This window comes from Anaerobacillus alkalidiazotrophicus (genome assembly GCF_001866055.1).
The window spans coordinates 87709-104605 of the sequence record NZ_MLQS01000014.1 but is presented as its reverse complement, the minus strand read 5'-3'; the positions used below and the strand labels follow the sequence as shown (position 1 = coordinate 104605).

The following is a 16897-nucleotide window of genomic DNA, read 5'->3' as shown; positions in this document are numbered from 1 at the left end:
AACTCTCAAAAATTATTCCATCTACCAATAAAATTTAGTAGAATAAAAAGTGGTGCTTCAACTTTCATCAAGATTGGAGGAAAAAGATGTCACAACTGATGACAAATGAACAAAAACAACCCAATATACAACAAAAAATTAGCAATCTTGTAAACCATAAATATTTCACAGGAGCAATCCTCACATTAATTATGATTAATGCGGTTATTGTTGGCTTGGAGACATATCCTTCAATTTATAAATCTAATAAAGTACTTTTTAATACGATAGATAAAGTATTGCTTTGGATTTTTACATTTGAAATCATATTAAGAATCATGGCAGAAAAAAAGCTTAGTCATTTTTTCAGAAGCAGTTGGAATTGGTTTGATTTTATCATTGTAGCAGCTGGACACATTTTTGTTGGTGCTCACTTTATTACTGTATTACGCATTTTACGTGTACTTCGAGTGTTCAGGGCCATTTCTGTAGTACCTTCCCTTCGAAAATTAGTGGACGCATTATTATTAACAATACCGGCACTTGGGAATATTATGCTGTTAATGAGCATTATCTTTTATATTTTTGCCGTAACTGGAACGATGCTTTTTGCAGATGTTGCACCGGAATATTTTGGTTCTCTTCAACTTTCCTTACTAACATTATTTCAAGTTGTCACTCTTGAGTCATGGGCAAGTGGAGTCATGTGGCCGATTTTCAATGAATTACCTTGGTCGTGGATTTATTTTGTCTCCTTCGTACTCATTGGTACTTTCGTAATTTTCAACTTATTTATCGGTGTCATTGTAAGTAATGTGGAAAAAGCTGACTCTGCTAATACTGAGGAAGAACCAGATCAAATAGCAGAATTAAAAAATGAAGTAAGAGAGTTAAAACAGTTAATAATAAATTTATCCAATGAAAAAGGAAAATCTCAGTAGGTTGTAATTCGAGGTCGTTATCACTAATTTATTCTATTTTTAAATTGAAGTAAAAAAACCAGTTCTTTAAAGAACTGGACTTTTTACGTCTGAAAAGAAGTCAAGATATAATTCACTAACAGCTTTATCTGCGTCGACCGACTTTACTCCGAATACAAGACTGACTTCAGAAGATCCTTGGTTAATCATATGAATATTTACGCCTGCTCTAGCTAAACCTGTTGTAGCTTTAGATGTTAGACCCACCATTTTTCTCATACCTTCACCAACTATCATTACCATAGCGAAATCATGCTCTACATGAACATCATCAACATGTAGCTCAGTCTCAATTCTTTTAACAATTCTTTCTTCGATTTCTGGTGTCAGTTGAGAGCCTCTAAGTATAATGGACGTATCATCAATACCAGATGGCATATGTTCATATGAGAGTCCTTCATCTTCTAAAATTTGTAACAGATGTCGACCAAACCCAACTTCACGGTTCATTAAATATTTACGAACATAAATTGTGCTAAATCCAGAATCACTTGCAATACCTACAACTGGATTAACCATATAATTACGCTCACTAACGATCATCGTTCCTTTAGCGGAAGGATTATTTGTATTTTTAATACACACTGGTATACCTTTTTTAAATGCTGGTATTAATGCTTCATCATGAAACACTGAAAAACCAGCATATGAAAGTTCACGCATTTCACGATACGTTAATTCTTTAATTTCAACAGGATTCTTTACTACATTAGGATTAGCTGCATAAACTGAATCAACATCAGTAAAGTTTTCATATAGCTCAGCTTTAACCCCAGCTGCAACAATAGATCCCGTGATGTCAGACCCACCTCTTGGAAATGTTACAAGAGTTCCCTCGTGAGTATAACCAAAAAAGCCAGGGAATACTAAAATACCTTCCTTGTTTCTTAGTTCCATTAAATTATCATAAGCTTCTGGTAAGACTTGCGCATTACCATACTCTTTACTTACTAATAATCCAGCTTCTTTAGGATCAACATAATGTGCATCAACACCTAATGACTGTAAATATGATGCAAATAGTTTAGCGCAATTGTCTTCCCCACTTGCTTTCATTAAGTCTACAAACTCTTTGTCTCCTTCTTCTTTCGCTTGAATTCTAGATTGTAGATCATCCTTAATGATCGTAACAACTTGCTGTGGTAAATTTAATTCGTTAGCGATTTGTTCATATCGACTAACAACTAGGCGTAAAGCTTCTTCTACATCACCATTTGTTAAGACCGTATCGGCTAATGAAATTAATAAATCAGTAACCTTAGTATCTTCTTTAAAACGTTTTCCTGGTGCTGAAACAACAACAATTTTCCTTTCTATATCTGCTCTAACAATGTTTGCCACTTTTTTCATTTGTTCTGCACTAGCTAAAGATGTTCCACCAAACTTACAAACCTTCATAATTACGTATTCACCTCTAATTGTAATTTTTTCAGGACCATGAAATTAATTAATAATTTTAAATTTTATCACTAGACACACTTTGAAGCAACAGTATTCACAAAAATAGTGGTAGCCAAATTAACATAAGTGTTGAAATATTTCGAGAAACCCTAACACGAACAAACGTTTCTTTGATAGATTATCTAACAAATTTTAAAAATAATCTGTAAATAATGCTATAGTAAACTTATCATAAAAAGTAACAGACAGGAGTTGGTAAACTTGTCGTCCTATAAAGATAAAAAAGTGATAACAATTGGGGTAGTGAGTGAATTAACGGGTTTATCAGAAAGACAAATTCGCTACTACGAGGAGCGGAAGTTAATTTTTCCAGATCGTTCAAAAGGCGGAACTCGTAAGTTTTCCTTTACAGACGTGGAGCGATTGGTAGATATTGCAAATAAGATGGAGGATGGTTTACAAACATTTGAAATAAGAAAAATGGAACAAAAGAAACTTCGACAAGAAGAACTTCGAGAAAGAATGCTTCGTGGTCAATTAAATGCTGCATTTAACTTAAGAAAATAAAACTTTCAATCAGTGGGGTTTTCCTCGTCCTGCACTGATTGAAAGTTTTATTACTTAATCCTACATTTAAGAATAGGCTGAACGTAAAAGCGATCTAACTTTAGATCGCTTTTACTATTTTTACAATAAAAAAGATTGGAATTGGTTAAATTATTTAAGAGAAATATTAACGGGGGCGAAATTATGAACTTAAAAAAAATTGCAATACTGCTTCTTATTACATATTCAATGTTTTTTCCAATAACAACCACTTTTGCTGAAAATATTAGTGAGGAAGTGAAAGTAGCGATTATTATTGATGATTTTGGCGGAAATGTTAAAGGAGTAAAAGATTTTTTCGACTCAGAAATTCCTATTACAGTAGCAATCATGCCTTTTTTAGACCAATCAAAGCTACAAGCGGAGTTAGCACACGATTTAGGCTTAGAAGTAATGATCCATCTACCGCTCCAACCCAAAAAGGGTAAGGCTTCATGGCTAGGACCAAAACCGATTACGAAAGACCTTTCTTTAGAAGAAGTGAAAAATCGTGTCGTTGAAGCAATAGAAAGTGTTCCCCATGCTAAAGGGATAAATAACCATATGGGTTCATTAATTGTAGAAGATGAAAACATCATGCGTATAATTATGGAGACAGCAAAAGAACATCATTTATATTTTATTGACAGTGGTACGAATCCTAAATCAGTAATTCCACAACTCGCTGAGGAACTAGGCGTTCCATGGGCAAGACGTGATATTTTTTTAGATGATACCCGTTCTTCTAGCGGACATGTGTATAAACAAATGCAAAAACTAATTAAAGTTGCAGAAAAAAATGGTCAAGCAATCGGTATCGGCCATGTTGGTATTAAAGGCGACGCAACAGTAAAAGGTGTAAAGGAAGCTATAAAAAATGTCAGTGATAATATAAAAATTGTTCCTGCCTCTCACCTTTTAGAAACTAAAATAGAAAAAAAACCAGATTACTTTTGGCAAGAGTAAATAAATGAAATGAAAATAGCTACTGAATTACTTCATCCTTTAAAACTAAAAATAATTTAAACGTATTAATTCGCCCTGCAGAATTTCAGATGCAGCAAACATTATTGCCAAGGCTAAAGAGATCGTCTCTGAAGGGAAGTTTATTCAAAAAGAAACAGTTAGAACAACAAACGCAGAAATAGATTTTATTAATGAAATGTATAAAGCTGAACTTCAATCAGTGGGGGTTTTCCTTCATCCCCACTGATTGTTAGTTATTCTATATCGGACCTTTAGGGGCAGTTAATCCCCCACCTAAACTTCTCGATTTTCTTATGTTTTGAGGTTGGGGTCTTACTACCCCTTAAGAGTGGGATAAATATGAAAATATGGATATCGTCATTAATTAGAACGTGACGTTATTGGCATAGCACGTCTATTCGTGGAGACTTAGAAATGAAACGACATGTTGCTGTTTTTCGAACATGGCTTTCAAACGAAGGTCAAGGAAAAGGTATTGATAGTAAATGGAATACACTTTGGAGTAGGCAAAACAGCACAAAGTTCATAAAGTTGTCTTAACTGTTTTTTTCGAGAATGTAATTGCGAAAAAAGTTATATAAAAAATATGGATTTGTTATTGAGGGGATTAAAATGATCAATTATGTATTAACAATCAATTCCAAGACGAAATATACATGGCTTATTTTCTAAATTAAAATTAAATCACTTCTCTCCATATACTAAACACTGCCCTTGATGAGGGCTTTTATTTTTAAGCTGATAAACTTTTGCTGGTAATTTATTAATAAATTTCATTTCAGTTTTATACCCTGCTTTTTTTTGCTTCAAGTATGTAGCTTTAGAGATTGGCCTCGGCGCTGACCATGCTAACGAGTCTAGGTTATCCCAACAGTCATGAGTAATAATTTCTTGTTTAAAATAATAAGTATTACCTGAGGGATACTTTTCACAAACATATTTCACAGTATTCTTTGTATGCATGTTAGTCACTCCACTAAATAGTTTTTTAGTAGTATGCCCAAACCTTAGTAAAAATATGAGTTACTATTTTAATTTCCGAAAACCACGAAGAATACGCTTCCAAATTAAGGTTGACAAAAATTTTATTCACTTCTAGTATAGACTTAGAGTGCGTGCCTACTTTTTTAGTAAAAATACAACACTCTAACAATTCTAGACGAAAAGATCGTGATAACTTATGAAAAGAGAAGATTTAAAAAATTGTACGTTTTTGGATGAAACTATAAAGAGTTTAATCATTCCTATCGAAAAAGTAGCACATGTTCATTTAAACAATAGCTTAGAGCATGCACTATTAGTCCTAGTTAAATCTGGTTACACCGCCATTCCTGTATTAGACAAAGATTCAAAACTTAACGGCGTTATTAGTAAAGCACTCATTTTAGATTCCATTCTTGGGCTAGAGCGAATTGAACTAGACCGCCTCCATGACTTTAAAGTATCTGACGTTATGGAATTAAAAATAGCCACTATGGAAATGAAAGACACATTTGCAAAGGCACTTGCTCTCTCGATAAACAATCCATTTATTTGTATGACAGACTCTAACGACTCTCTTAAAGGGATTTTAACGAGACGCTCTTTACTTGTTTATTTAAATCAAGAGTTATTTCAAAGAAAATCTTTAGATTAATCTACAAAAATTTTTTGAAGGCGATTAAGCCTTCTTTTTTATATATTTAAAGACAGGAATTTATTAGAGGTAATTTCATAATTCTATTAATACTCACTATGGTAGTCGAGCTATCGGACAAGTAGGGCTAATTATTATTGAAGCAACGGCTGTAACTCCACAAGGGAGAATTTCTGAACAAGATCTTGGAATTTGGGACGATACCCATATTGAAGGTTTAAAACGTATAGTTGACCATGTCCATGAGCTTGGTGGAAAAATAGGAATTCAATTAGCACATGCTGGAAGAAAAGCAGAGGAAATTCTAAAAAATGAGCGGGCAGACCTAATTTTTATCGCCAGACCACTTTTACGTGATCCATACCTACCTAGAATTTTTGCAAAAGAATTGGATATAACTATTGATACTCCTAAACCGTATGAGCGGGGTTGGTAATAGACAACAATAATACGTATTAACTAAATATATATCTTCATAAAACAAGAAAAGCGCAAGGCGCTGTAGCTAGACATTTTCCAAGTAAGGAATTATACTTTCTTACCATCTTAGAAAAGGCTATTAATAAATTTTAGCCTTTTTTATTTATCATATAAACGAGCGAAATAATATTTTTGAATAATTTGTGAAAACTCCCTTTAATATTATGTGAATTTTTAGTACGATAGTAAGTATATAACGTATTATAGGAGTGTTTTGCATGAGTTTTCGATTTCAAAAACGAGTAAAAGTAGCACCGGGATTACGTTTAAATATTAGTAAACGAGGTGTAAGTACCTCAATTGGTAGGAAAGGGGCTTCTGTGACGGTTGGACGCCGTGGATTATATGGTAATGTAGGAATTCCAGGTAGTGGATTGTCTTATCGCACAAAGTTAAACAAATCAACTGGACGTCCCTCAAACACTTGGTATCAAACAGACGTAAAAAACATGCCTAAAACAGTCTCTTTAAAATATGACAAACAATCCTATTCCTTAGTTTTTGTTGACGAAGATGATCAGAGAGTTCCTGCAACTATTGAACAGGAAATTAAACGGGAATTTCGCGATGATATTCAAAAACTTTATGAACAGAAAGAACAAGAAATCAATGAGCAGACGACAAAATTACTACAACTTCATAAAGAAATCCTACCAAAACGCTCTCCCGAACAACTAAGAGATTTAGCAATAGAAACTATCTCCTTACACGTACTACTACCAAACCAAGAAGAAATTTTTGAAGAATTAAAGGCTGAATTTGAAGAAAATTTAAATTTTCTTGAGAAGTTAAGCTTAATTATACCAACAAATCGCAAAAAATTTCTGGGAAAAATTCAAATAGAGGCTTCTGCTCAATTTAATATTGAAATGAAGCAGTATAACCAAGCAAAAGAAGAATATGAAGAAGAAAAAATTCACCGTTTATCACAAGTAGAAAAAGTTATTAATGGTGATGCTAATAACATGAAGCTTTGGCTTGAAATTTTTCTAGCAGAACTAGATTTCCCTCTCGATACCAATGTTTCATTTGATATATTATCTAGTATCACCGCTTGCATTGATGTTGATTTACCAACCATGGAAGAAATTCCATTAACAAAAGCATCCATATTAAAGTCTGGAAAACTAAAAGTACAAAAAAAATCTCAAAGGGAAATGCGTGAACATTATGCAATTATGATTGGTGGGACTGCACTATATTTATGCTCTTATGTATTTTCACTACTACCAACTTGTGAAACAATCATCATTTCTGGCTATACACAAATTCAAAATAAAGCAACCGGACATGTTGATGATCAATATATTTATAGTCTTAAAGTAGACAAGGAAATATTATATTCATTAAATATGTTAGACGTACATCCAATAGCTGCATTTGAAAATTTCCGCCCAAAAATTGACGTCACAAAAACATGTATTTTTAAGGAAATTGAACCTTACGAGCCAACAGAAGAGTAAGAAAGGGGATTGCTTTGTTCGACGCAGTCCCCTCTCATTATAGTGTTTTAAGCATATATATTTACAATTAGCCCCTTGATTTCCCCAACCATATCTAGAATTTCTAAACCTTTTTTTTCTTTTTTTAAGACAGCATCCGTTAAATCAAGAAGTTTCCGATCAACCTCTTTTACAATCTTATAAATCTTTGTACGTCCACGTCTATTAAAGCCTCTTTTTTCTTCAAGACTTAGTCCCAGGTTCACGGCATCTTCCATAAACTCCTTAACGAGAGCCTTGTATTTGCGCAATTCATCAACTGTCCGACTTTCAGCTAATACTTTCCCTTGATCGTCGATTTTTTCCATTAATTTATTCAATTTTGCATAGGCCTGTTCATCACGCCCCTTTTGCATTAATTCCGAGAAAGAGACACTGGCTTGAGGTCCTGTCTTTTTTGCTTCTGCTTTATTTAAACTAGCACGTCCAACTCTTTGTACGTCCATACATTTCACCACTTTAGCTTTAGATTATTATTGATTATATCATAATTTCATTAGCAAATACGGTTAAGGAAATAACCTTTAAAAAGAGGTAAGACCATAAGGATCTTACCTCTTTTAAGAAGAGCTTATTCTAGGTAGTAAAATAATTATTGTAATAACTGAAGTACACCTTGTGGTAATTGGTTCGCTTGCGCAAGCATCGCAGTTGCTGCTTGGTTAATAATGTTATTACGAGTAAATTCCGTCATTTCAAGTGCCATATCAGCATCACGAATACGAGATTCAGAAGCTGTTAAGTTTTCATGAGTCGTTTGTAGATTGTTAATTGTATGTTCTAAACGATTTTGAATAGCACCTAAGTTAGAACGGTTTTGCGACACTTTTGTAATTGCTGCATCAATACGAGTAATAGAACTTACCGCATTGGCATGTGAATTTACAGTAATATTCGCCTTTGCGATATCTAAACCTGTAGCTGCAGTATCCATTTTAGCAATTGTAAGAGTTACCTTTTGATTGGTATTAGGACCAATCTGAAATTCTAGACCATTAGTTGTATAAGTACCATCTAATAATTTCTTTTTGTTAAACTCTGTTTTATCAGAAATTGCATCAATTTCATCAATTAACTGGTCCATTTCAGCCTTAATAGCAGTTCTATCTTCAGTCTCATAGGTATCATTCGCTGCCTGTACAGCCAATTCTCGCATCCTCTGTAGCATGGAATGTACTTCTTGCATTGCCCCTTCTGCCGTTTGAATTAATGATACACCATCAAGTGCGTTTCTTTCGGCTTGTTTTAAACCTCGGATTTGTGAACGCATTTTTTCAGAGATTGCAAGACCAGCAGCGTCATCTGCTGCACGGTTAATTCTTAATCCTGAAGAAAGCTTCTCTAGGTTTTTTGAAGTATTAAATTGATTTGAACTTAAGTTACGGTATGCGTTTAACGCTTGAATATTGTTATTAATTTTCATATTAATAGCTCCCTTTTATTATTTAATCTCCATAGATAGAATGTTGCTCATATGCATTTGCTTTTTGTTTAGCTGCTTTCGGAAAAACATTTTTATTTTCTACTAAAGATTTACGCCATGCTGATGAAATTTCAATTAATAGTTTTAATACTTCGTCTATTATAGTAACATCTTTATTGAGGTTTGCTTTTATTAAACAATCAGCCATATAGTTATAAACCGCATCTAACTGATCTGCGATTATCCCAGCTTCATAGTTTAACCCCGCACCAAGACGTTCTAGTATATCGTTTGATTTTTGGAGTTTCTCATTTGCTAAAATAAAATTTTTATCTTGAATAGCTAATTTAGCTTCTTCAAGGTTAGTTATACATGCTTCATATAAAAGCGTTGTAATCTCTTGTGGAGACTTCTTATGAAGTGCTTCTTTTGATATAAGTGTCACGAATGACCCTCCCAACCCTATATTTCATTCACCTATCCATACTATCGGACGAAATTTGTCAAAGTTTAATAGTTTTTCTCCATTTGTTCAATTAAAAGTAAAATTTCTGCCATAACTGCATAAAGTTGTGGTGGAATATTATCACCTAAATCCATATCCAATAGACTTTCAACAAGCATAGGATCTTCTTGCATATGGATATTATTTTTCTTTGCTAACTCAATAATTTGATTAGCAACATGACCTTTTCCTTGAGCAACAACCTGAGGTCCTTTATCTGAATTTTCATCATAACGAATAACAGCCGCTGTTGGACCGGTAACCATTCTTCTTTGTTTTTGATTGAAATGCTTAGAGATCATCATATTTTAAAATCAAACCCTTTCTCAGTAAACGTCGGCGTCATATTTTCCTGTTCATCTCGACCCTTTTCTTGCCCATTATTAGAAGAAGGTGTTGCATTTAATTTTGTGAAGTTAATACTCGTAATATTGTAACCAACATCTTTTAAATTCTCCTTACACAATGCAGCCAATGGTTCGATTCTCTCTTTAAAGAAAGGTTGATCATTTTTAATAGTTAAGGAAAGATTGCGGTCCGTTGTAGTAACTAAAATTCCAACTTCACCTAATTTTCTAGTTTCTATTAAAAAGTAAAGATTACAATTCTCCCAATCTACTTGTTGACCTTCATTTCTAGAGTTTACAAATACTTGTAAGTTTTCAACTTCATCTTCAAGTAAGAAAGGAAGACTAAAAAACATACTCTGTAAATTACTATTTGAATCAGATTTACTTAGCAACTGCTGACCGGTAATATTAGCTAAAGCTTGATTTGTTTGTTGAGAAACTCTACCTTGTTCCTCTTCCATTTTCATTAATTGCATAAGAGCGGTTTTCATATTTTGATTTGGTTCTGAATCACCTTCTCTTCCTGATGCAAGCATTTGAGCTACTTCATTGTCTCTGTTTAAGCCTAATCCTCGTACTAACTCAAAGGCTTGACGTGCTGAAAAATCTTGCGTAGCAGCAGTTCGTCTTGTCATTTCATCGAATTGTTGTATGATTTGTTGCGAAGGAGGCCGATTTTGAATGTTTTGTTCTTCTCTCGTAATAAAATGTTTCACTTTTGTTTCAGATGGTTTAAATTCTAATTTTTCGACCATTGTTTTTACTTCTTGAACAATTTTGTTAGCTTCTTGATAATTACCTTTGGTAAGTAGCTTTTTTGCTTCTGCTAGCTGACTGCTTGCTTGCATAAGTCTCTTTTCTGTTTTCATGTCTGTTAGAAGCATCATTTCACTTTTTAAAATAGTATTATCTAGCTTTTTTATCGTCGTTTCAAGTAATGGTTTTACTTGTTTAATCGATTGGCTTTTAAATGCCTCTGTCAGTCGTTGAATATTATCCAAATTCCTTGCAATTTCTCTTTGTAATGATTTAAAATCCACTTGAGCTTGGGCTAACTTTTCTGTAATTGTTTGAACAATCATATTTTTACTACTTAGTTGCTGAGATTGGAAATTATCATTCATTGTGTATTGTTGTGCTTCAAGTTGAATTGTTTGATCCGTATTGGCTACTTGCTGCTCAACAGTTGTAAAAGTTTGCATTAATTGTTGTCTTGCTGCTAATTCACGACCTTGTTCATTTAATTTTGTAGCATCTTCCAAAGAGTTTATTATCTGTTTTTTTATCGGATGCTCAAATAAAGCTTTTTCAACATCATTTTGCAGTTGAGAAATAACCTTTTGGAAATCTCCCTCCTTCTGAATAGTTGATTTCATTTGGTTTACTAACTCAACCTGGTTTATAGAATCCCGTTTACCTACTGAGCTTAGCTGCGTTTCCATAGTTTGGTGATTATTCTTTAGCATTTTCTCTATGTTTACTAGTGATTGAACAAGGTGATTTTTAGCTATTGATTCGTGACCATTTCTATTTAAACTTTGGGCTTCATTTAAAATTTTTTCCAACTGTGGAACTAGATCGTGGTTTAAACGAGGGTGATTGGCAACCTCATTTCTGACCTGATCAATAGAGCGTTGGACATTCGGCTCGCGTTGAACTTGTTCTCTAACCTCGCGTACTTGTTCACTCACTTGCCTTTCTACAGCCGGACTACTTTCTGGTACTCGACCTTCTACTTGCCTTGCTTCTGTTCGCACAATCTCTCGTTCGGCTGTTTGTAACGCTTGGACTAACTGAGCACGACCTGCTGATCGTCTTCCCTTTTGGTGCATGATCCGGGATTCTTCTACCGCTCGTTCTACTTGTCGTGCTACTTCTCGGTCTATCCTCGGGTTATTTACCACTTCATTTCGAACTTGCTCTACGGCTCGTTGGACATTCGGCTCGCGTTGAACTTGTTCTCTAACCTCTCGTACTTGCTCGCTCACTGGTCTTTCTACAGCCGGACGACCTTCTGGCACTCGGGCTTCTACTTGTCTTGCTTCTGTTCGCACAATCTCTCGTTCTGCTGTTTGTAACGCTTGAATCAGGCGTTCTCGGGCTGCTACTTCTCGACCGCTCTGGTGCAACACACGAGATTCCTCCACCGTTCGTTCCACTTGGCGTGCAACTTCTCGATCTATTCGCGGATGATTTACCACTTCGCTTCGAACTTGTTCTACCGATCGTTGGACATTCGGCTCTCGTTGAACTTGTTCTCTAACCTCGCGTACTTGTTCACTCACTTGTCTTTCTACAGCCGGACGACTTTCTGGTACTCGACCTTCTACTTGCCTTGCTTCTGTTCGCACAATCTCTCGTTCGGCTGTTTGTAACGCTTGGACTAACTGGGCACGACCTACTGCTTCTCTTCCACTTTGGTGCATCATCCGGGATTCTTCTACCGCACGGTCTACTTGTCGTGCAATTTCTCTATCTACTCGCGGGTTATTTACCACTTCATTTCGGACTTGCTCTACGGCTCGTTGGACATTCGGCTCTCGTTGCACTTGTTCTCGAACATCTCGGACTTGATCACTCACTTGCCTTTCCATTGATGTCTGTTCTCTACGAAGATTAAAATTAGGGTCGATTTCTTTTACAATATTTGTTAAAACTTCATTTAACGGTCGACCATGTAAAGCTTCATGAACTGGTCTTAAATGATTTATCGTCACTTCTAACCGTTTATTTGCAACGGCTTGAACTGTATTTAACCGTTGTTCTAATGTACCTTTTTCTTTTTCAACAAAGGTACGTAATTCTTGTACTGATTCTCGATTTAATGCGACTCCTTTATCTAGAATGATTTGTGTCGCTTGCCTAAGTTCAGGGGAAGGATTTGAAACTCCTAGGCTACGTAATGCATGGTTTATATTTACTGTATCTGAATGAGTAGCAGAACTATTTGTTTTAGAACTATCAGCGATTGCCCTCACTTGAACATATTGGTCTGATTGACCAGATACCTGGATCATAATTCGCTCATTACTTGGTACATTTCCTTCAAATTTTACAGGTACGTCCCTTCCTCTAATTTGAAGAATCGCCTCATTTTGTGAACTTCTTTCTTTTACTGTCGCACGATGAATTTCACCTTGGCGAAATTCAGGGGTATTATCATGGGTTTTTAATTGATTTGAAATTGTCTGACTATTAATATGCATTTATTGTTTCACTCTCCCACGTCCATGCTATCTATCCCTTTTATCGGTTTATTACATTTTTTTGTTTAGATACAAAAAAAGGCAATGTTCTGTTAAATAAAGAACATTCTCCCTTTTTTAATTAAGAATCTATTTTATTATCACGATTTTCATAAAAGAAATCCTTTTCTAAACTAGTTCCTCTCTTTTTCCTATCAGTTATTCTATCTTCCTTCAACATTGAAAGTTGTGAACCTTTAAGGAGCGATTCTTCCCCAAAACGATTTCGTAACTCATCTACTGTTTTCGTTAATTTATATTTTTTCACATCTTCTTCAAAATTAAATAGGTCCAGTTGTTTATATGCATATTTTTTCTCTATTAATTGGTGCGCCGCGACACCAAGTAGACGAATAGACTCTCGATCCCAATGTTTCATAAAAAGTTGTAAAGCAATTCTGAATATATCAGATTGATTCTCTATCGGATTAATAACTGTTTTGCTTCTTGTCACAGTCTTACGATCAGAATAACGTATTGCTATTTGAATCGTTTCAGCACAGACTTCTTTTCTACCCATTCTTCTAGCAACAGAATCCGATAAATTCGTAAGTACTAGCTTAATTTTATCCAAATTAGTAGTATCAACAGGAAGAGTAGTAGAATTTCCAATACTTTTAAAATCATAAACAGAATCAGGATCAACAGGGCGGTTATCAATACCGTTTGCTCGCTCAAATAGTTTTTTTCCGTTAATCCCCAAGCATTTTATTAACGTGTTTACATCTGCCTTAGCTAAATCACCAATTGTTAAAATTCCAATTTCTGTTAATTTATCCGCTGTTTTTTTACCGATACCATGCATTTCTCCCACCTTTAATGGCCATAACGCTTCTCCAATTTGCCTTTTTCTAATTACCGTCACACCTAAAGGCTTTTTCATATCACTAGCCATTTTTGCTAAAAACTTATTAGGAGCAATACCGATACTACATGGCAGACTTAGTTCATTCAACAATCGAGTTTGGATCGTATGTGCAATATGTAGTGGCGTACCTAAATGGTAACAACTTGATATATCCATATATCCTTCATCTATTGAAACAGGTTCAACTAATGGAGTATATTCTTTAAGAACTTGAAAAATTTGTAATGATGCTTTACGATAGCGTTCAAAATTTGGTTCCATTACAATTAAAGATGGACAATGTTTCAGCGCTTCCCAAATTGGCATTGTTGTCTTAACACCTTTAGCTCTTGCCTCATAGCTACTGGTTACGATAATACCGCGTCTTTCTTTCGCATTACCCGCAATGGCTAATGGTTTTCCTTTTAAAGTAGGATCAAAAGCTACTTCTACCGATGCATAAAAACTATTCATATCAACGTGCAAAATCACTTTTCCGTCTTTCGGATAAAATTCCTTCATTCTCCCACACCTTACTTCAAATTTAACATTTCGAGTGTAGACATATCACTTCATCCTTTAGTATATTGCTACATTGCATTAAAAACAAATACGAAAGCTTCGCGAAAATTCATTTCACGAAGCTTAATATACTGAGTGAATTTCAAAATCCCCAAAACTGAGTCGCTTAAACCTTTTGCTAGATACGAACGGTTAAACGTAACTAGCTATAGCAACTTAGGGGCGAGAATAATGAGATTTATTGATTCTATTAAATTAATTCCAAACAGGAATTAGTCGTTCTGCGCGCTTCTTGATTATTGCTCGGGCAATATGAACTCCATTTGCCCCTGCTTGAGCTAGTCCGCGTGTAACACCACCACCATCTCCACCAGCATATAACCCTGAAATTTGTGTTTCAAATTCTTTTGTTAGTACTGGTCTAGCTGAATAAAATTTAGCTTCTACTCCATAGAATAATGTATGTTCCGAAGCAATACCTGGAGTTACGTGATCGAGAGCTTCCATCATTTCTATTAGACTTTTCATTGTATTATACGGCAATACAAGACCTAAGTCGCCTGGAACTGCTTCCTTTAACGTTGGCTCTAAAAATCCTTCTTTCACACGTTTCGCCGTAGATCTTCTTCCTTTTAGTATATCTCCATACTTTTGAACAATTACAGACCCATCGGATAAATCGTTAGCTCGTTTCGAAACTTCCTTTGCAAATGAAATTGGCTCATCAAAAGGCTCCGTAAATGTATGTGAAACGAGTAGAGCAAAGTTTGTATTTTCACTACCAAGTTTTGGGTCTTTGTATGCATGCCCGTTTGCTGTCATTATTCCACTATGATTCTCTACAACTACATGGCCCGAAGGATTCGAGCAAAACGTACGAACTTGAGTTCCAACTGATGTATTAAAAATAAATTTCGCTTCATATAAATGGTGGTTAATTTCTTCCATGATTACATCGGAAGTTTCTACACGGACTCCAATATCCACCTGATTATTTATCATTTTGTAGTCGCGCTTTCTTAAAAGGTTTCCTAACCACTCTGAACCATCACGACCTGGAACAATAACTACTTGATCTGCACCGATCTCTTCTCCATTTTTAAGAACTATCCCTGAAATTTTAAAACCATTGTTCGTCTCTTCTGTAAGAATATCTTCTACCTCAGTACGGAATCTCATTTCGACTTTATCTTTTAGGTATTCATATATACTCGTTAATATTTCTAAGTTTTTCTCTGTACCTAAATGTCTTACTTGTGCCCGTAATAACTTTAGTCCAGCACCCATTGCTTTACGTTCAATTTCCCTAACAGCTGATGTTGTTGGATCTGTACTTTCCTCAGGAGCGCCATGCTTTAAATTGATAGAGTCAACATATTTAATTAATTCAAGTACTTCTGAAGGAGGTAAATAATCTTGCATCCAGCCTCCAAAAGCTGTTGTGATATTAAACTTACCATCAGAATAAGCACCAGCCCCACCAAAACCTGCAGTAATTGAGCATGCTGGTAAACATCCAGCAAAATCTTTTCTTCCTTTTGGTGGTGGACACTTTTCAATCTTCTTTTCATTAATTGGACATCGTCTATTATAAATGGAGTGTCCTTTATCTAGAAATAAAACATTTAAATCCTTTTTTTGCTCTAATAGCTCATAAGCCGTGAAAATTCCTGCGGGTCCTGCCCCAACGACAATTACATCATAATGTTTCATAAATTATGTCCTCCTAAATCTCTAAACCAAATCTATTTATCTTTAAATCTATACAATAGTAAAAAAATCTTACATCACTTTTTCAACCTTTACTATCTTACATAACGAGCAAAAAAAAAGCAAGCCCAAAAACGAACATTCATCAAAGTAACCCCCTGAATAGTTCGTATCCACGCCTGTTTATTTTTATATTACAGCTATTCAAATTAAAATAGATGTAAACTTACGAATTGACGTTAAAATTGATCTTCATAAATTTTTGCTGTTTTTTCTACCCATTGTACATATTCTTCACCATGATACTGTTGATTTATTTTCACTAAAATTTTTATAAACTGATTAAAAGCTTCTTCATTTTCAATACGTAATTGATTTAGGTAATTAAACAAACTATAGTCTTCTTTTGTCGTGGCTAGTTGTCGCTTTCTCCCTTCTTCCGTTAATATTACATATGTAACCCTTAAATCTTTCTCATCTTTTTCAATAGTTACTAATCCTTTTTCTTTCAGTCTTTTTACGACCTGCATAACAGTTGAACGATCCCACAACCCATAGTTTGCAATTTTGGTTATCGATGCACGCTCTTCGAAATATATAATCCACAAAGTGTGTTGTTCTGCTTGTGTTAGACCAGCTAAGTGCGCTACTTTTTGCCAATCCTCCTCAACAACCTTTGAAGTTCCTCGCAATAAATTTAATATAGAATGTAAATTCTTTGTAGTCTTCATTCATGTTCCTCTTT

At 34.8% G+C, this 16897-nt stretch carries 16 protein-coding genes and 1 pseudogene; 7 read left to right on the top strand and 10 right to left on the bottom strand.

The annotated features are described in order from the left end of the window. Nucleotides 1-86 precede the first annotated feature (86 nt). On the top strand, nt 87-920 hold the full coding sequence (locus tag BKP45_RS09825; RefSeq protein WP_245747418.1) for an ion transporter: 834 nt from the start codon (nt 87-89) through the stop codon (nt 918-920). A gap of 66 nt (nt 921-986) precedes the next feature. Here the strand turns inward: BKP45_RS09825 and BKP45_RS09820 are convergent, their stop codons facing one another. After that, the gene (locus BKP45_RS09820; protein ID WP_071310032.1) at nt 987-2357 is read right to left on the bottom strand and encodes an aspartate kinase; all 1371 of its coding nucleotides are present in this window, start codon (nt 2355-2357) and stop codon (nt 987-989) included. A 264-nt stretch (nt 2358-2621) separates the two neighbouring features. On the opposite strand from BKP45_RS09820, the gene BKP45_RS09815 reads away from it, so the two are divergent. The 3 genes from BKP45_RS09815 to BKP45_RS23295 all read left to right on the top strand — a co-directional run bounded on the left by BKP45_RS09815 (nt 2622) and on the right by BKP45_RS23295 (nt 4472). Further along, nucleotides 2622-2927 (top strand): MerR family transcriptional regulator, encoded by a 306-nt coding sequence (locus tag BKP45_RS09815; protein WP_071310033.1) that lies wholly within the window; start codon nt 2622-2624, stop codon nt 2925-2927. Between the two features lie 183 nt (nt 2928-3110). Continuing rightward, complete coding sequence (locus BKP45_RS09810; protein WP_071389514.1) at nt 3111-3911, top strand: divergent polysaccharide deacetylase family protein; 801 nt, start codon at nt 3111-3113, stop codon at nt 3909-3911. Between the two features lie 435 nt (nt 3912-4346). Then, complete coding sequence (locus tag BKP45_RS23295) at nt 4347-4472, top strand: hypothetical protein (RefSeq protein WP_281243148.1); 126 nt, start codon at nt 4347-4349, stop codon at nt 4470-4472. A 144-nt stretch (nt 4473-4616) separates the two neighbouring features. Here BKP45_RS23295 and BKP45_RS09805 read toward each other — a convergent pair whose 3' ends face one another. After that, nucleotides 4617-4895, bottom strand: coding sequence for a hypothetical protein (locus BKP45_RS09805; RefSeq protein ID WP_071389513.1), 279 nt, complete (start codon nt 4893-4895; stop codon nt 4617-4619). 217 nt (nt 4896-5112) lie between these two features. Between BKP45_RS09805 and cbpB the strand changes: the two genes are divergently transcribed. From cbpB to BKP45_RS09795, 3 genes and pseudogenes are all read left to right on the top strand, one after another. Beyond that, entirely contained in the window at nt 5113-5568 is a 456-nt protein-coding gene (gene cbpB, locus BKP45_RS09800; RefSeq protein WP_071389512.1) for a cyclic-di-AMP-binding protein CbpB, read from the top strand. 91 nt (nt 5569-5659) lie between these two features. Next, nucleotides 5660-5863: pseudogene (locus BKP45_RS22950) on the top strand (oxidoreductase); the annotation flags it as partial. 403 nt (nt 5864-6266) lie between these two features. Next, nucleotides 6267-7511 (top strand): DUF4236 domain-containing protein, encoded by a 1245-nt coding sequence (locus tag BKP45_RS09795; protein WP_071389511.1) that lies wholly within the window; start codon nt 6267-6269, stop codon nt 7509-7511. 47 nt (nt 7512-7558) lie between these two features. Here BKP45_RS09795 and BKP45_RS09790 read toward each other — a convergent pair whose 3' ends face one another. From BKP45_RS09790 to BKP45_RS09755, 8 genes are all read right to left on the bottom strand, one after another. Then, nucleotides 7559-7996 (bottom strand): YaaR family protein, encoded by a 438-nt coding sequence (locus tag BKP45_RS09790; protein ID WP_071389510.1) that lies wholly within the window; start codon nt 7994-7996, stop codon nt 7559-7561. A gap of 146 nt (nt 7997-8142) precedes the next feature. Further along, on the bottom strand, nt 8143-8973 hold the full coding sequence (locus BKP45_RS09785; RefSeq protein ID WP_071389509.1) for a flagellin N-terminal helical domain-containing protein: 831 nt from the start codon (nt 8971-8973) through the stop codon (nt 8143-8145). A 22-nt stretch (nt 8974-8995) separates the two neighbouring features. Next, the gene (fliS, locus tag BKP45_RS09780; protein ID WP_071389508.1) at nt 8996-9418 is read right to left on the bottom strand and encodes a flagellar export chaperone FliS; all 423 of its coding nucleotides are present in this window, start codon (nt 9416-9418) and stop codon (nt 8996-8998) included. A 65-nt stretch (nt 9419-9483) separates the two neighbouring features. Then, nucleotides 9484-9783 carry an EscU/YscU/HrcU family type III secretion system export apparatus switch protein gene (locus BKP45_RS09775; protein WP_211272963.1) on the bottom strand — a complete coding sequence of 100 codons (300 nt, stop codon included), beginning with the start codon at nt 9781-9783 and terminating at the stop codon, nt 9484-9486. Next, a complete protein-coding gene (locus BKP45_RS09770; protein ID WP_071389507.1) occupies nt 9780-13034 on the bottom strand; it encodes a hypothetical protein in 3255 nt (1084 codons plus the stop codon). Before BKP45_RS09770 ends, BKP45_RS09775 begins: the two co-directional genes overlap by 4 nt. 121 nt (nt 13035-13155) lie before the next feature. Beyond that, entirely contained in the window at nt 13156-14442 is a 1287-nt protein-coding gene (locus tag BKP45_RS09765; RefSeq protein WP_071389506.1) for a DNA polymerase IV, read from the bottom strand. 255 nt (nt 14443-14697) lie between these two features. After that, nucleotides 14698-16155 (bottom strand): NAD(P)/FAD-dependent oxidoreductase, encoded by a 1458-nt coding sequence (locus tag BKP45_RS09760; protein ID WP_071389505.1) that lies wholly within the window; start codon nt 16153-16155, stop codon nt 14698-14700. A gap of 236 nt (nt 16156-16391) precedes the next feature. Then, entirely contained in the window at nt 16392-16883 is a 492-nt protein-coding gene (locus tag BKP45_RS09755) for a MarR family transcriptional regulator (protein WP_071389504.1), read from the bottom strand. Between the last annotated feature and the right edge of the window lie 14 nt (nt 16884-16897).

Excerpts from the sequence above, each read along its gene's own strand:
- BKP45_RS09825 (WP_245747418.1), top strand. The coding sequence starts at position 87 with ATGTCACAACTGATGACAAATGAACAAAAACAACCCAATATACAACAA.
- BKP45_RS09820 (WP_071310032.1), bottom strand. The coding sequence starts at position 2,357 with ATGAAGGTTTGTAAGTTTGGTGGAACATCTTTAGCTAGTGCAGAACAA.
- BKP45_RS09810 (WP_071389514.1), top strand. The coding sequence starts at position 3,111 with ATGAACTTAAAAAAAATTGCAATACTGCTTCTTATTACATATTCAATG.
- BKP45_RS23295 (WP_281243148.1), top strand. The coding sequence starts at position 4,347 with ATGAAACGACATGTTGCTGTTTTTCGAACATGGCTTTCAAACGAAGGT.
- BKP45_RS09805 (WP_071389513.1), bottom strand. The coding sequence starts at position 4,895 with ATGCATACAAAGAATACTGTGAAATATGTTTGTGAAAAGTATCCCTCA.
- cbpB (WP_071389512.1), top strand. The coding sequence starts at position 5,113 with ATGAAAAGAGAAGATTTAAAAAATTGTACGTTTTTGGATGAAACTATA.
- BKP45_RS09795 (WP_071389511.1), top strand. The coding sequence starts at position 6,267 with ATGAGTTTTCGATTTCAAAAACGAGTAAAAGTAGCACCGGGATTACGT.
- BKP45_RS09790 (WP_071389510.1), bottom strand. The coding sequence starts at position 7,996 with ATGGACGTACAAAGAGTTGGACGTGCTAGTTTAAATAAAGCAGAAGCA.
- BKP45_RS09785 (WP_071389509.1), bottom strand. The coding sequence starts at position 8,973 with ATGAAAATTAATAACAATATTCAAGCGTTAAACGCATACCGTAACTTA.
- BKP45_RS09775 (WP_211272963.1), bottom strand. The coding sequence starts at position 9,783 with ATGATGATCTCTAAGCATTTCAATCAAAAACAAAGAAGAATGGTTACC.
- BKP45_RS09770 (WP_071389507.1), bottom strand. The coding sequence starts at position 13,034 with ATGCATATTAATAGTCAGACAATTTCAAATCAATTAAAAACCCATGAT.
- BKP45_RS09765 (WP_071389506.1), bottom strand. The coding sequence starts at position 14,442 with ATGAAGGAATTTTATCCGAAAGACGGAAAAGTGATTTTGCACGTTGAT.
- BKP45_RS09760 (WP_071389505.1), bottom strand. The coding sequence starts at position 16,155 with ATGAAACATTATGATGTAATTGTCGTTGGGGCAGGACCCGCAGGAATT.
- BKP45_RS09755 (WP_071389504.1), bottom strand. The coding sequence starts at position 16,883 with ATGAAGACTACAAAGAATTTACATTCTATATTAAATTTATTGCGAGGA.